Origin of the sequence: Massilia sp. 9I (assembly GCF_902506415.1) — a bacterium.
Classification (GTDB): domain Bacteria; phylum Pseudomonadota; class Gammaproteobacteria; order Burkholderiales; family Burkholderiaceae_D; genus Telluria.
In genome coordinates this window covers 3,211,877-3,226,574 of the sequence record NZ_LR733275.1, presented here as the reverse complement: position 1 = coordinate 3,226,574, position 14,698 = coordinate 3,211,877, and the positions used below count along the sequence as shown (strand labels likewise).

Annotated in this window: 6 protein-coding genes and 2 pseudogenes; 1 reads left to right on the top strand and 7 read right to left on the bottom strand. The window is 63.1% G+C overall.

What is annotated here, in order from left to right:
* Positions 1-372: 372 nt before the first annotated feature.
* Positions 373-1,203: a ThiF family adenylyltransferase gene (locus tag GV068_RS14410; RefSeq protein ID WP_159698955.1), complete on the top strand. Its 831-nt coding sequence runs from the start codon at positions 373-375 to the stop codon at positions 1,201-1,203.
* Here GV068_RS14410 and GV068_RS14405 read toward each other — a convergent pair.
* The 7 genes and pseudogenes from GV068_RS14405 to GV068_RS14375 form a co-directional block, all read right to left on the bottom strand.
* On the bottom strand, positions 1,183-2,040 hold the full coding sequence (locus tag GV068_RS14405) for a PEP-CTERM/exosortase system-associated acyltransferase (protein WP_159698952.1): 858 nt from the start codon (positions 2,038-2,040) through the stop codon (positions 1,183-1,185). The genes GV068_RS14410 and GV068_RS14405 overlap by 21 nt on opposite strands.
* 30 nt (positions 2,041-2,070) lie before the next feature.
* Positions 2,071-2,943 carry a PEP-CTERM/exosortase system-associated acyltransferase gene (locus GV068_RS14400; RefSeq protein WP_159698949.1) on the bottom strand — a complete coding sequence of 291 codons (873 nt, stop codon included), beginning with the start codon at positions 2,941-2,943 and terminating at the stop codon, positions 2,071-2,073.
* A gap of 59 nt (positions 2,944-3,002) precedes the next feature.
* A complete protein-coding gene (gene prsT / locus GV068_RS14395) occupies positions 3,003-5,786 on the bottom strand; it encodes an XrtA/PEP-CTERM system TPR-repeat protein PrsT (protein WP_159698946.1) in 2,784 nt (927 codons plus the stop codon).
* A 284-nt stretch (positions 5,787-6,070) separates the two neighbouring features.
* Positions 6,071-6,373: a hypothetical protein gene (locus tag GV068_RS14390; RefSeq protein ID WP_159698943.1), complete on the bottom strand. Its 303-nt coding sequence runs from the start codon at positions 6,371-6,373 to the stop codon at positions 6,071-6,073.
* A gap of 135 nt (positions 6,374-6,508) precedes the next feature.
* Positions 6,509-8,062 (bottom strand): annotated as a pseudogene (locus GV068_RS14385) (methylmalonyl-CoA mutase family protein); the annotation flags it as partial.
* Positions 8,061-10,964 (bottom strand): annotated as a pseudogene (icmF, locus tag GV068_RS14380) (fused isobutyryl-CoA mutase/GTPase IcmF); the annotation flags it as partial. The pseudogenes GV068_RS14385 and icmF, both read right to left, overlap by 2 nt.
* A gap of 123 nt (positions 10,965-11,087) precedes the next feature.
* Positions 11,088-14,645 carry an indolepyruvate ferredoxin oxidoreductase family protein gene (locus GV068_RS14375; RefSeq protein ID WP_159698940.1) on the bottom strand — a complete coding sequence of 1,186 codons (3,558 nt, stop codon included), beginning with the start codon at positions 14,643-14,645 and terminating at the stop codon, positions 11,088-11,090.
* Between the last annotated feature and the right edge of the window lie 53 nt (positions 14,646-14,698).

Below are 14,698 nucleotides of genomic sequence, written 5' to 3'. Positions count from 1 at the left end.
TTGATTATTAAGGTTTTGGCTTACTTTCAGTCCATATGCATGAGGCCACGCGGCAGGGGCTGTAAAGTAAACCGACAGCTGGACCAGGGTTAGTTGATTATTGGAAATGAAATAGGCTATAAACATTGCAATGGAAGAAATGTTTGAGCTATATCAAGCCCATCTGTTGAATTACTGTGCAGATTTGATGCATGAGCAAAACGCGTTTGTAAGCAATGCCGACAGCATGGCGGACCGAGCCGGAAAAGCTGGCTGCTGCGCTCGAAAAATGGCAAGATGCCTAGCATTAATTGCATATGAACGGCGCGCGCGGCGCCATCATCTTCACGCCACCCGCCGGTGGCGCCAACCATGCTCAACAGGGGTTTCTTTATGACCAAGGCTTTCGACTACGATACTTTTACCACCCGTAACAATGGCTATGTCTCGAGCGACACCCAAGCCAAGATCCGCAGCACGCGTTTGCTGATCGCCGGCTGCGGCCTGGGCGCATCGACCGCCATCTGCGCGGCGCGCATGGGGTTTTCCGAATTCATCCTGATTGACGGTGACACCGTCGACGCGCATAACCTGAACCGCCAGTTCTACGATTTCGACGATATCGGCAGCCCGAAGGTGCAAGCGCTGAAGAAACATATCCTGCGTATCAACCCGGAAGCCAAGGTCGAGGCGGTGCAGGCCAATCTCGACGCCACCAATGCCCAGCAGCTGGTGGGAAGTGTCGACATCATCTTCGACACCATCGACTTCCTCGACCTGGAAGCCATCCTGGCCCTGCATACTAATGCGCGCGAGCAGAAGAAGGCGGTATTCACTGCGCTGTCGATCGGCTTCGGCGCCGGCGTGCTGTATTTCCCGGCGGGTACCAGCGCGTCGCTGGCCGATGTCATCGCGCACGACGTCCAGCATGCCCAGGGCGAGGGCGATGCCAGCTATGCGAATGTGTTCGGGAAAATCATGGGCCGCATCGGCGCCCACCTCGACCGTCAGGTGGTCGAGCAGGTGGCCAAGGCCCTGACCATCATGGAAGACGGCCGTCCCTGCCCGGCATCGCAGATCGCGGTGGGCAGCTTCACGGTGGCGGCACTGGCGGTGGCGATGATGCACGACATGCTGGCAGGCATGGAAGTGCCGGCCTCGCCGAACATGGTGGTGCACAGCTTCCGCAACCACACCACCAAGCTAGTTAATATCGCTGCCTAATTCCGTCTTGCGCACCACGTGCACGCGCGTGGGGTGGCTGTGTTCGACCACTGGCGGCTTCTCGCTGAACCAGGCCGCCAGGGTCGGATTGCTGAGCACCAGCTTGCGGCGCAGGTCGTGCAGGTCGAGCACATAAGGGGTGACCGAGCCGTAGTAGTTGGCTTCGGGACCGATCGCCATGAAGCGGAATCCCATTTTCTTCAGCGCATGGGCGAGCGAGCGCTCCATGGCCGCGAACCAGTAGCGGATCCCCGCTTCCTCGCTATGGCGGAACATTTCCCGGTACATGCCGAGCAAGAGCATCGGTGAGGTGCGGTCGCGCCGGTCCACCGCCGGATCGAATTCAATTTGTTGTTCCTTGTCCTGCAGGAAGCCGGGCACCCCCAGCACGCTGTCGGCACGCCGGCGGCGGTGGCTTTTCTTGACCACCAGGCGCGAAATCTCGGCCGCCTGATCGCGGTCCGGCATTTCGAAATCGCTGAACACCTCGCAGTGCAGCTCGAAAGGATAGGGCTTCGGTTCGCGCGGCTGGACCAGGCGCACGGCGCCCACCAGCTTTTCGTCCATCGTATAGGCGGCGAAATGGGTGGAAGCGTCGTCGTAGTCGTCCAGCTCCATGCCGTCCACGTACTGGTCGGCCTGAAGGAAAGCGCATTCCAGGCAGTAAACCTGGTGCCGCAGCCTGAAGATATCGCCGGGAACGTTGTTGGCGCTGAGGCCAGGGCGGAAGGCGCGGAAAATCTTGCGGTTGTCGTGGTCGATTGTTTCTTGATGTGCCCCGAAATCAACACGGGACAGGAAGGCGTCTGGATCGACGCGGGCTTTTCCGTTGTCCATCTTTCTTGATCGTCCAGTCTTGGACCCTAGTTATTTTTTCTTGACGCGCTCCTCCCACACATTGCCGATCAAGGTTTTCACCAGGATCCACAGGGGAATCGGTTCATCGTTGAACCACGCGGCCAGGAACTTGTTTTCCCTCTTTAAGCGCTCTTCCAGCTCGTTCAAGTCGACCATGTGAGGAGTGACCGGGCCGTAATAATCGACCTGCGGACCAATCGGTACGAACTTGAAACCCATTTTGTCCAGCGAGCGCGCCAGTGACCTTTCCATCGCCGCATACCAGTAACGAATCCCGTTCTGGCGGCTATGGCGGTACATCTCTCGATACATTCCGAGCAATAATAGCGGACTATTGCCGCGCTTGTCGCGCCGCACGGTTGACTTCGGCTTAATCGTCTTCGTGCTGCCTTTTTCCACGAAATCCTGCGAAATACCCTCCATCGAGTCGCCACGGCGCCGACGGTGCGTCTTCTTGACTACCAAACGCGAGATTTCCGCGGCGGTTTCCCGTTCCGGATAAGTAAATTCCGGGAAGGGGGCGCAATGCGTTTCGAAGGGATAGGGCTTGCCATCATCTGGCTGGACCAGTCGCACGGTCCCGACGATATCCTTGTTCAGGGTGTAGGCGGCAAAATGGGTCGAGCAATCGTCGTACTCGTCCGTTTCCTGGTCGTCCTTGAAATCGCTCGCTTCGAGAAAATGCCGTTCCAGGCAATACACCTCATAGCGCAGCTTGTAGATTTCCTTGAGAACGTAGGACTCCATATTCCCCTTCATCACCCGCTGGAAGGAAAAGTAGGGAATCAGTATGTCGCGCTTGCCAACGAGATGCTCGACGAGGCGGCCGAAGAAACCGCTGGGGACTGGTTCGCACTCTTGCTCTTGGGTAATTGAAGTCATGGGTCTAACTTAGTTGTTCGAAACGGGAAGGGCGGCGGCCCGGGAGCCGCCGCCCATGCTTACAGCTGTCGCATCAGTGATTTGGCATCGTCCATCGTCGCGAAGGGTTTGCCCGATGCCAGGGTCTTCTCGAGCTCCTTGCGAGCGCTAGCCTTGTCGCCGGCCTTGGCCAGGCCGGCCGCCAGGTGGTAGCGCAGGTCTGGCGCTTCCGGCGCCGCGGCAACCGCCTTGCGCAGCAGATCGACGCCGCGCGCAGTGTCACCTTTTTCTACCAGGATCCAGCCAAGCGTATCCAGGATGGCCGGGTTCTGGCCGGCCAGCTTGTAGGCCTGCTCGGCGGTCGGGAGGGCGCGTGCGTCCTTTTCTTGCTGGTAGGCGTAAGCCAGGTTGTTGAGCGCCGCAGCGTTGGCCGGGTTGACCTTGACGATGCTCTCCAGGCTGGCGATCGCCTGCTTGTACTGCTGCTTGGCCAGGTAGCTGTCGGCCACCACCAGACCCACCACCTGGTCCTTCGGATTGGCAGCCTGGTACTTCACCAGGCGCGCCTGGGCTTCGCCTTCCTTGCCGCTGCGCTTCATGATCTCGCTGATCTTGATCAGGTCGCCAGGCGCATTGCTCAGGGCATAGGCTTTTTCATAGGACGCCAGCGCCGGCGCCAGCTTCTGCTGGCTGAGCATCAGGTCGCCTTCGAGCTGGAAACCGAGCGCGGCTTTCGGCTCGTCCTTCTGGATCTGGCGGACAGCGGCCAGCGCCTCTTCCTGCTTGCCGGCGCGCATTGCCATTTCAGCCTGGGCCACGCGTGCCTGAACGAACTTCGGATCCAGCGCCAGGGCGCGCTTCAGGTGATCGGCGGCGGCGGTATCGTTCTTCATCATCATGTTCACCGCCGCCAGGCGCATCTGCGGCATCGGCGCCTTCGGCATCGCGCCCGCCAGCTTGCTGAAGGATTCCAGGGCGCCCTGATAGTCCTTGGTCGCGATCTGCGCCTGGCCCAGCAGGTCCTGCAGTTCCGGGCTGGACGGATTCACCGCCACCGACTTGCGCGCCAGCGCCAGTGCCTTGTCGGCCTGTTTGTTACGCAGGTAATGGGTGCCGAGCATGATGGCCGGCTGCAGCGCTTCCGGATTTTCCGACTGCGACTTTTCCAGCCAGGTGGTCGCTTCGGCCATGCGGCCCTGCTGCAGTTCGATGGCCGCCAGTGCGCTCATCGCATCGATGTTCTTCTTGTCCTTGGCCAGCATGGCTTCGAAACGCTTTTTCGCGCCCGGCAGGTTCTTCTCGGCGATGTCGATGCGCGCCAGGTTCGACACGGCGGGGAAGAAGGTCGGGTTCAGCGCCACCGCCTTCTCGAAACTGGCGCGGGCGTTCTTCAGGTCCTGCTTGCTCAGGTAGACGCCGCCCTTCAAATTGTGGACCTGCGCGTTGTCCGGCTGGGCTTTTTCGAGCGCCTGCACGGCGGCCAGCGCCTTGTCGACTTGGCCGCGGCGCAGCTCGGCCTGGACCAGGGCCATGCCGGCGTCGGTGGATTTCGGGTCGAGCGTGGCGGCGCGTTCCAGTTCGCCGATCGCCTTGTCCCAGTCGCCCTGGCCCAGCTTCGACAGGCCGAGCGAGGTGCGGATGCTGGCGGCGCCCGGCGCCAGCGCGCTGGCCTGTTCCAGGTAGGCCGAGGCCTTGGCGAAGTCGCGCGACTGCAGGTAGGACTGGCCGGTCAGGGCCAGCAACTGCGCATCCTGGGCGCTGTCGCCCTTCAGGGCCGGCGCCAGTACGGCGGTCGCTTCGGCCGGCTGGTTCGACTTCAGCAGCACCTGGGCCAGCAGCTTGCGCGCATAGACATTGTTCGAGTTGGTTTCCAGGTACTTGCGCAGGTGCTGTTCAGCCGTCTGGGTAGCGCCCAGGTTCAGCTCCACGGCGCCGGCCAGCAGGATGCTCGGCATGTGATTGGGCGCCACCTTCAGGATTTTCTGCAGCGATTCTTTTGCCTCGGTATTCTTGCCCCCGGTGTAGTCGAGCAGGGCCTGGGCATAGGTGAGGTTCAGGTCGCTGCCCAGCTCCTTGCGGGCGGCTTCGAGGTCGGCCTTGGCGGCGGCCAGGTCGTTGTTGCCGATGTGGACGTAGGCCTTCTCGACGCCGGCGCTGCGATGGGCCGGGTTGATTTCCAGGACCTTGTCGTAGGCAGCCAGGGCTTCCTTGGCCTTGCCGGTGCTGCGCAGCAGGTTGCCCTTCATCATCCAGGCTTCGGCATTGCGCGGGTCGCGGGTGGTAGCGTCGTCGACGAAACGCTCGGCGCTCTGCAGGTCGTTGGCCATGGCGGCATGGCGCGCCAGGCCGATCAGGGCGTCGCCCCCATTCGGGTTGACAGCCAGGGCCGCGTCATAGGCCTCCTTGGACTTCTCGCGTTCGCCCAGCCCCAGGTAGGCGTCGCCGCGGCGCGCCATCAGCTCGGCCGAGGCCTTGGCCTTCTCGAGCGTTACCTGGTCGAGCACTTCCTTGTACTTGCCTTGGGCGGACAAGACGCGCGCGAGTTGCGGCAGGGTCTTGTCGGCCGGCGCGCCGAGGCTGGCCGCCTTGCTGAATTCTTTTTCCGCCGACGGCAGGTCGCCGGTTTCCAGGTACAGGTTGCCGAGGCGCAGGCGCGCTTCAACGTTATCCGGGCTTTGCGACACCGCGTTCTTGAGCTGGATCAGCGCCGCCTTGCGGTCGCCTTTCTGGACATAATTCTGTGCTTCTGTGAGCAGCTCTTCCGTCGTTTGCGTACGGTTGCAGCCAGCCATGCCCGCGCTCAGCAGGATGGCGCCGGAAACCACGGCAACGGCAAGTTGTTTCTTGGTGAGAGTACCCGGCATTGTCTTTCCCTTTGATGAAGGCGCTTGCGTAAAGATTGGATTGGGGGCAAGCGAAGTTTCCCGAGTGTTAATAATACCCCAAGGAATACGCCAGAAACGCCGTCAACTCATCCGTACGCGCAAATAGCCTTCGTCTGTTGCTATTGTGCGAGCTCGAGCGGGAAGTAGTGTTGATTTACAGAAAGATAGCAGCAGTTCGCTGCGAATTGCAGCCCCACACGAGGGGGTAATGCCCCACACGAGGGGCATTACGAAGCCCCACACGAGGGGCATGACGAGGGCCCTTACGGCTTGCGCAAGCGGCTGAGGAGGGCTTCAACGTCGTCGCCCACCGGCAGTCCGTGGCGGCGCAACAACTGTACGTGCAGGACCAGGTTTTCGAGCACCAGCTTGGCCGAGACGGCGAGCAGGGTCATGAGGCGGTCTTCGGTGGAAAAGTTTTCCATCGCGCCTGCCATCTCGCACAGGTGGGTCGCGACCAGCTCGCGCAGCTCGTCTTCGGGGAAGGGCAGGTCCGCGAAGTCGATCGGATCTTCCTGTTCGACTTCGCGCATCAGGGCGGCGAGCTGTTCGGGCTGGATCGGCATGCGTGGACTCCGCTATTGGTATGAGTCCATTCTAGGATACCAGGACGATTGGTTGCCACGGGATTGCACAAAACGACAGCGGCAGCGTGGTGGCACTTGGCCACGACGCTGCCGCGGGAGGGCACCGGTAGAGACTTACATATTGCGGCGGTACTGCCCGCCGACCTCGAACAGCGCGGTCGTGATCTGGCCCAGCGAGCAGACGCGCACCGCGTCCATCAGCTTCGCGAACACGTTCTCGTTGTCGATCGCGGCCTGCTGCAGCGCGGCCAGGGCGGCCGGTGCTCCATCGGCATTGCGTGCATGGAAGGCGTCCAGGCGGGTCAGCTGCGACTGCTTCTCGTCGTCGGTGGAACGGGCCAGCTCGATGGTCGCCGGGGCGCCCGCGCCGTTCGGGTTGCGGAAGGTGTTCACGCCGATGATCGGCAGGGTGCCGTCATGCTTCTGGTGCTCGTACAGCATCGACTCTTCCTGGATCTTGCCGCGCTGGTAGCCGGTCTCCATCGCGCCCAGCACGCCGCCGCGCTCGGCGATGCGCTCGAACTCCTGCATCACCTGCTCTTCGACCAGGTCGGTCAGTTCGTCGATGATATAGGCCCCCTGGTTCGGGTTCTCGTTCTTGGCCAGGCCCCATTCGCGGTTGATGATCAGCTGGATCGCCAGCGCGCGGCGGACGGATTCGTCGGTCGGCGTAGTGATCGCCTCGTCGTAGGCGTTGGTGTGCAGCGAGTTGCAGTTGTCGTAGATCGCGATCAGCGCCTGCAGCGTGGTGCGGATGTCGTTGAAGTCGATCTCCTGCGCGTGCAGCGAGCGGCCCGAAGTCTGGATGTGGTACTTCAGCTTCTGCGAGCGCTCGTTGGCGCCGTACTTGTCGCGCATTGCCACGGCCCAGATACGGCGCGCCACGCGGCCCAGCACCGTGTATTCCGGGTCCATGCCATTCGAGAAGAAGAAGGACAGGTTCGGTGCGAAGTCGTCGATGTGCATGCCGCGTGCCAGGTACGCTTCGACAAACGTGAAACCGTTCGACAGCGTGAAGGCCAGCTGCGAGATCGGGTTCGCGCCCGCTTCGGCGATGTGGTAGCCCGAGATCGACACCGAGTAGAAGTTGCGCACCTGGTGGTGGACAAAGTATTCCTGGATGTCGCCCATCACCTTCAGCGAGAACTCGGTCGAGAAGATGCAGGTGTTCTGGCCCTGGTCTTCCTTCAGGATGTCGGCCTGCACGGTGCCGCGCACGTTCATCAGGACCCAGTCCTTGATCTTGGCCGCTTCGTCGTCGGTCGGCTGGCGGCCGTTATCCGCCACGAACTTGTCGATCTGCTGGTCGATGGCGGTGTTCATGAACATCGCCAGGATGGTCGGGGCCGGTCCGTTGATGGTCATCGAGACCGACGTACTCGGGCTGCACAGATCAAAACCGTCGTATAGCACCTTCATGTCGTCCAGGGTCGCGATCGACACGCCCGAGTTGCCGACCTTGCCGTAGATGTCGGGACGCAGGGCCGGGTCGGCGCCGTACAGGGTCACCGAGTCGAACGCCGTCGACAGGCGCTTGGCATCCATGCCAGTTGAAACTAACTTGAACCGGCGGTTGGTGCGGAAGGCATCGCCTTCGCCCGCGAACATGCGGGTCGGGTCTTCGCCTTCACGCTTGAAGGCGAATACGCCGGCGGTGTAGGGGAAGGCCGCGCTCGGCGATGCGCTCGAACTCCTGCATCACCTGCTCTTCGACCAGGTCGGTCAGTTCGTCGATGATATAGGCCCCCTGGTTCGGGTTCTCGTTCTTGGCCAGGCCCCATTCGCGGTTGATGATCAGCTGGATCGCCAGCGCGCGGCGGACGGATTCGTCGGTCGGCGTAGTGATCGCCTCGTCGTAGGCGTTGGTGTGCAGCGAGTTGCAGTTGTCGTAGATCGCGATCAGCGCCTGCAGCGTGGTGCGGATGTCGTTGAAGTCGATCTCCTGCGCGTGCAGCGAGCGGCCCGAAGTCTGGATGTGGTACTTCAGCTTCTGCGAGCGCTCGTTGGCGCCGTACTTGTCGCGCATTGCCACGGCCCAGATACGGCGCGCCACGCGGCCCAGCACCGTGTATTCCGGGTCCATGCCATTCGAGAAGAAGAAGGACAGGTTCGGTGCGAAGTCGTCGATGTGCATGCCGCGTGCCAGGTACGCTTCGACAAACGTGAAACCGTTCGACAGCGTGAAGGCCAGCTGCGAGATCGGGTTCGCGCCCGCTTCGGCGATGTGGTAGCCCGAGATCGACACCGAGTAGAAGTTGCGCACCTGGTGGTGGACAAAGTATTCCTGGATGTCGCCCATCACCTTCAGCGAGAACTCGGTCGAGAAGATGCAGGTGTTCTGGCCCTGGTCTTCCTTCAGGATGTCGGCCTGCACGGTGCCGCGCACGTTCATCAGGACCCAGTCCTTGATCTTGGCCGCTTCGTCGTCGGTCGGCTGGCGGCCGTTATCCGCCACGAACTTGTCGATCTGCTGGTCGATGGCGGTGTTCATGAACATCGCCAGGATGGTCGGGGCCGGTCCGTTGATGGTCATCGAGACCGACGTACTCGGGCTGCACAGATCAAAACCGTCGTATAGCACCTTCATGTCGTCCAGGGTCGCGATCGACACGCCCGAGTTGCCGACCTTGCCGTAGATGTCGGGACGCAGGGCCGGGTCGGCGCCGTACAGGGTCACCGAGTCGAACGCCGTCGACAGGCGCTTGGCATCCATGCCAGTTGAAACTAACTTGAACCGGCGGTTGGTGCGGAAGGCATCGCCTTCGCCCGCGAACATGCGGGTCGGGTCTTCGCCTTCACGCTTGAAGGCGAATACGCCGGCGGTGTAGGGGAAGGAGCCCGGCACGTTTTCCAGCATCAGGAAGCGCAGGACCTCGCCGTGGTCCTCGAATTTCGGCAGCGCGACCTTGCGGATCGGGTTGCCCGACAGGGTCTTTTGCACCAGGCGGGTGCGGATTTCCTTGTCGCGGATCTTGACGACGTAGTCGTCACCCGCGTAGGCGGCCTGCATGTCCGGCCACATCGCCAGCAGTTTTTTGGCGCCGCCTTCCATGGCGTTCTCACGCTCGGTGATCAGGTCGTCGAGCACCACGTCACGGTTGGCGGCGGCCAGCATGCGCTTGGTCTCGTTCAGCTGCTGGCGCTCGCGCGCCAGTTGCACTTGTTTGCGCACGTTGCGGTGATAGCCGCGCACCGTGTCGGCGATTTCGGCCAGGTAGCGTGCGCGTGCCGGCGGCACGATCACGTTCTTGCCGCTCGAGTACTTCTGGCTCGGCGGCGCCAGCTTGCTTGCTTCCACCTTCAGGCCCAGCTCCGCCAGCTTCGGCAGCAGGCCGTGGTAGAGGGCGGTCACGCCGTCGTCGTTGAAGCGCGACGCTTGGGTGCCGTAGACCGGCATCTCGTCCGGCTGGCGGCTCCACAGTTCGCGGTTGCGCTGGTACTGCTTGGCGACGTCGCGCAGCGCGTCCTGTGCGCCCTTGCGGTCGAACTTGTTGATCGCGATGAAGTCGGCGAAGTCGAGCATGTCGATCTTCTCGAGCTGCGAGGCGGCGCCGAATTCCGGGGTCATCACGTACATCGAGGTGTCGACGTGCGGCACGATGGCCGCGTCGCCCTGGCCGATGCCCGAGGTCTCGACGATCACGAGGTCGAAGCCGGCCACCTTGCAGGCGGCGATCACGTCGGGCAGGGCCTGCGAGATCTCGGAACCGGCCTCGCGCGTGGCGAGCGAGCGCATGAACACGCGGGCCTGGCCATTCCACGGATTGATCGCATTCATGCGGATGCGGTCGCCCAGCAGGGCGCCGCCCGATTTGCGGCGCGAAGGGTCGATCGAGATCACCGCGATATTCAGGCGGTCGCCCTGGTCGAGGCGGATGCGGCGGATCAGTTCATCGGTCAGCGAAGACTTGCCCGCGCCGCCGGTACCGGTGATGCCGAGCACCGGGGTCTTGACGCTGTCGGCGGCTTCGACGATCTGCTTGCGCAGGTTCGCGTCGGCCTTGCCGTTTTCCAGCGCGGTGATCAGCTGGGCCAGCGGGCGGTGGCGCGCCGCGATCTCGCCTTGCTGCAGGGCCTCGATCGAGGCCGGTGCATAGGAAGACAGATCGACGTCGCAGGCTTCCAGCATCGAGCGGATCATGCCCACCAGGCCCATGCGCTGGCCGTCTTCCGGGCTGAAGATGCGGGTGACGCCGTAGGCGTGCAGGTCCTCGATCTCGCTCGGGACGATCACGCCGCCGCCGCCGCCGAACACCTTGATGTGGGCGCCGCCGCGCTGGCGCAGCAGGTCGATCATGTACTTGAAGTATTCGACGTGGCCGCCCTGGTAGCTCGAGATGGCGATGCCTTGCACGTCTTCGGCCAGGGCCGCGGTGACGACTTCGTCGACCGAGCGGTTGTGGCCGAGGTGGATCACTTCGGCGCCGTTCGACTGCAGGATGCGGCGCATGATGTTGATCGAGGCGTCATGGCCGTCGAACAGGGAAGCGGCGGTGACGAAGCGCACCTTGTTGGCCAGCTTCGGCTGCTCCGGCAGGTCGAGTTTCGCGGCGGGGGAGATGTCGTTCATGGGTCAGGGGTCCTTGGGAATTCGGGAGGACAGGGGTAGCTTGCTACGGTATATGACGTTAACGTTAACGTCAAGCCGAGTACGGGCCTGTTGCGGGGTGGGCCTTGGCCCACCCCTGCGTCTTTACGCGGCGCGGCGTTTGATGTTGCCGGAGAGCAGCTCAGCCTTGCGTGCGCGGAACTCAAGCACGGCCTTTTCCTTCACGTGGCCGAAGCCGCGGATCTGCTCGGGCAGCGAGGCCAGTTCGATCGCTTCCATATAATTCGAAGCGTCGAGCTTGGCGACCAGCGCTTCCACCATCTCGCGGTATTCGCCGATCAGGGCGCGTTCCATCTTGCGCTCCGCGGTCTTGCCGAAGACGTCGAAGGCGCCGCCGCGCAGGCCCTTCATTTTTGCCAGCAGCTTGAAGGCGCCGAACATCCAGGAGCCGTACTGCGCCTTGACCATGTGGCCCTTGGCGTCCTTCTTCGCGAACAGCGGCGGCGCCAGGTTGAACTTGAGCGAGAAGTCGCCTTCGAACTGGCTCGCGAGCTGCTCGACGAAACGGCCGTCGGTGTACAGGCGCGCCACTTCGTATTCGTCCTTGTAGGCCATCAGCTTGGCGTAGTTCTTGGCCACCGCCATGGCCAGCTTGCTGCCCAGGCCCTTGGCGCTTTCCACCTCGCGCACGCGCTTGACCAGGTCTTCATATACTGCCGCGTAGGCGGCGTCCTGGTAGCCGGTCAGGTGCTCGACGCGCTTCCTGATCACGCTGTCCAGGCTTTGCGGCATCTGCACGACGACGGTTTGCGCAGGGATGGCCTGCTTCTCGACGCGCTTGAAGTCCACGGCGGCGCGGCGGCCCCACAGGAAGCTCATCTTGTTGGAGGCGACGGCCACGCCATTCAGTTCGATCGCGCGCAGCAGGGCGGCTTCCGTCAGCGGAATGCGGCCCTTCTGCCAGGCGTAACCCATCAGGAACAAATTTGTAGCGATCGAGTCGCCCATCAGCGCGGTGGCCAGCTTGGTGGCGTCGACGAAATCGGCCCCAAGCTCGCCGCCGACCGCTTCAAGAATCAGCGCACGGACGTCGCCCAAGGGGAATTCCCAGTCGCGCTGCTGGGCGAAGGTGCCGGTCGGCTGTTCGTGCAGGTTGACGATGGCGAGCGTGCGGCCCGGGCGCATCTTGGACACCGCATCAGCCGCGCCGGTGGTCAGGATGTCGCAGCCGAGGATCAGGTCCGCTTCGCCGGTGGCGATGCGCTGGGCGCGCAGGCGCTCGGGCGTAGCGGCGATCTTCACGTGCGAGGTCACCGAGCCGTTCTTCTGGCTCATGCCGGTCATGTCCAGCACCGAGGCGCCCTTGCCCTCGAGGTGGGCGGCCATGCCCATCAGGGCGCCGACGGTGATCACGCCGGTGCCGCCGATGCCGTTGATCAGGATGTTATAGGGATGTTCGACGCTCGGCAGGCTCGGTTCCGGAAGCAGACCCCAGCCGTCGTCGGCGCCTTGTTTCGACACGCCGGCCTTGCTCTTCTTGAGCGTGCCGCCTTCGACGGTAACAAAACTCGGGCAGAAGCCCTTGGCGCAAGAGTAGTCCTTGTTGCAGGAAGACTGGTCGATCTGGCGCTTGCGGCCGAATTCCGTCTCTTTCGGCAGGATCGAAACGCAGTTCGACTGGATGCCGCAATCGCCGCAGCCTTCGCACACGGCTTCGTTGATCACCATGCGCTGGTTCGGGTCCGGAAATTCCTTCTTTTTGCGGCGGCGGCGCTTCTCGGCGGCGCAGGTCTGGTCATAGATGATGACCGTGACGCCCGGCAGTTCGCGCAGTTCGCGCTGGATGTCGTCCATGTGCTTGCGGTCGTGCAGGGTGACGATCGCCGGCAGGTTCGAGCGGTCGGCGTAGCGCGACAGGTCTTCGGTGACGAGCGCGATGCGCTTGACGCCTTCGGCCGCCATCTGCTGGGCGATCATCGGCACCGAGGTCTGGCCGTCGACCGGCTGGCCGCCGGTCATCGCGACCGCGTCGTTGTACAGGATCTTGTAGGTGATGTTGACCTTGGCCGATACCGCCGCGCGGATCGCCAGGTAACCGGAATGGAAGTAGGTGCCGTCGCCCAGGTTCTGGAACACGTGCGGCACCTGCGAGAACGCGGCCTGGCCGATCCAGGGTGCGCCTTCGCCACCCATGTGGGTGGTCAGCTTGTTCATCTCCGGGTAGATCGAGGTGGCCATCACGTGGCAGCCGATGCCGGCCAGCGCGAAGGAGCCGTCCGGCACCTTGGTCGAGGTGTTGTGCGGACAGCCGGAGCAATAGAAGGCTGGGCGGAAGGGGGTGGTGATGGCCTTCTGCAGGACCGCGTCCTTCGCTTCCAGGAAGGACAGGCGCGCCTTGATCAGGTCGCGCGTGGCTTCATCGGTGATGAGGCGCGCGATGCGGCCGGCGATCACCCGTGCCACCTGGGCCACCGAGAAGTCGGCTTTCGGCGGCAGCAGCCAGTCGCCGCGCGGGGCGACCCATTCGCCCTTGTCGTCGAACTTGCCGACGATGTGCGGACGCACGTCGTCGCGCCAGTTGTAGAGCTGTTCCTTGAGCTGGTACTCGACCACCTGGCGCTTTTCTTCGACCACCAGGATCTCTTCCAGGCCTTGCGCGAATTCGCGCACGCCTTCCGGTTCCAGCGGCCAGATCATCGCCACCTTGTACAGGCGCAGGCCCACTTTCGCGGCCATGGCTTCGTCGATGCCCAGTTCTTCCAGCGCTTCCAGCACGTCCAGGTAGGATTTACCCGAGGCGATGATGCCCAGCTTCGCGTCCGGACTATCGATGGTGGTGCGATTTAGCTTGTTCTCGCGCGCATAGGCCAGCGCCGCGTAGATCTTGTAGTCCTGCATCAGCGCTTCCTGAGCGCGCGCCTGCTGACCCAGCGGCACCGAGGACAGCTTGGTATTCAGCCCGCCTTCCGGCATGACGAAGTCCTTCGGATACTTGACCTCGACGCGGAAGGGGTTGGCGTCCACCGAGCTGCTCGATTCGACCGTGTCGGCCAGCGCCTTGAAGGCCACCGCGCAGCCGGAGTAGCGCGACATGGCCCAGCCGTGCACGCCCAGGTCCAGGTATTCCTGCACGTTGCAGGGATAGAGCACCGGGATCATGCAGGCCGAGAAGATATGGTCGGACTGGTGCGGCAGGGTCGAGGAATAGGCGCCGTGGTCGTCGCCGGCCACCAGCAGCACGCCGCCGTGTTGGGCGGTGCCGGCATGGTTCATGTGCTTGAAGACGTCGCCGCAGCGGTCCACGCCCGGGCCTTTGCCGTACCACATGGCGAACACGCCGTCGTACTTTGCCGGGCCGATCAGGTCCACGGTCTGGGTGCCCCAGACGGCAGTCGCCGCCAGGTCTTCGTTCACGCCGGGGACGAACTGCACGTGGCTCGCTTCCAGGTGGCCCTTCGCCTTCCACAGGGTCTCGTCCAGGCCGCCAAGCGGCGAACCGCGGTAACCGGACACGAAGCCGGCCGTATTCAGGCCGGCGGCGGCGTCGCGCTCGCGCTGGATCATCGGCAGGCGCACCAGGGCCTGGATACCGGACAGGAAGATGTTGCCGGTTCTAGCGGTGTATTTGTCGTCGAGGGTGACGGTGCTCAAGCGGGACGAGTAGTCCGGCACCGCGGTCTGCGGCGTGACGGTATCTGGCATGCGGGTCTCCATTGTGTGGGTCTGGTGCAGCGCCGGCCGCCGGGTAGGCGAGG

Coding starts and splice junctions, on each gene's coding strand:
- GV068_RS14410 (WP_159698955.1), top strand. CDS start 373: ATGACCAAGGCTTTCGACTACGATACTTTTACCACCCGTAACAATGGC.
- GV068_RS14405 (WP_159698952.1), bottom strand. CDS start 2,040: ATGGACAACGGAAAAGCCCGCGTCGATCCAGACGCCTTCCTGTCCCGT.
- GV068_RS14400 (WP_159698949.1), bottom strand. CDS start 2,943: ATGACTTCAATTACCCAAGAGCAAGAGTGCGAACCAGTCCCCAGCGGT.
- prsT (WP_159698946.1), bottom strand. CDS start 5,786: ATGCCGGGTACTCTCACCAAGAAACAACTTGCCGTTGCCGTGGTTTCC.
- GV068_RS14390 (WP_159698943.1), bottom strand. CDS start 6,373: ATGCCGATCCAGCCCGAACAGCTCGCCGCCCTGATGCGCGAAGTCGAA.
- GV068_RS14375 (WP_159698940.1), bottom strand. CDS start 14,645: ATGCCAGATACCGTCACGCCGCAGACCGCGGTGCCGGACTACTCGTCC.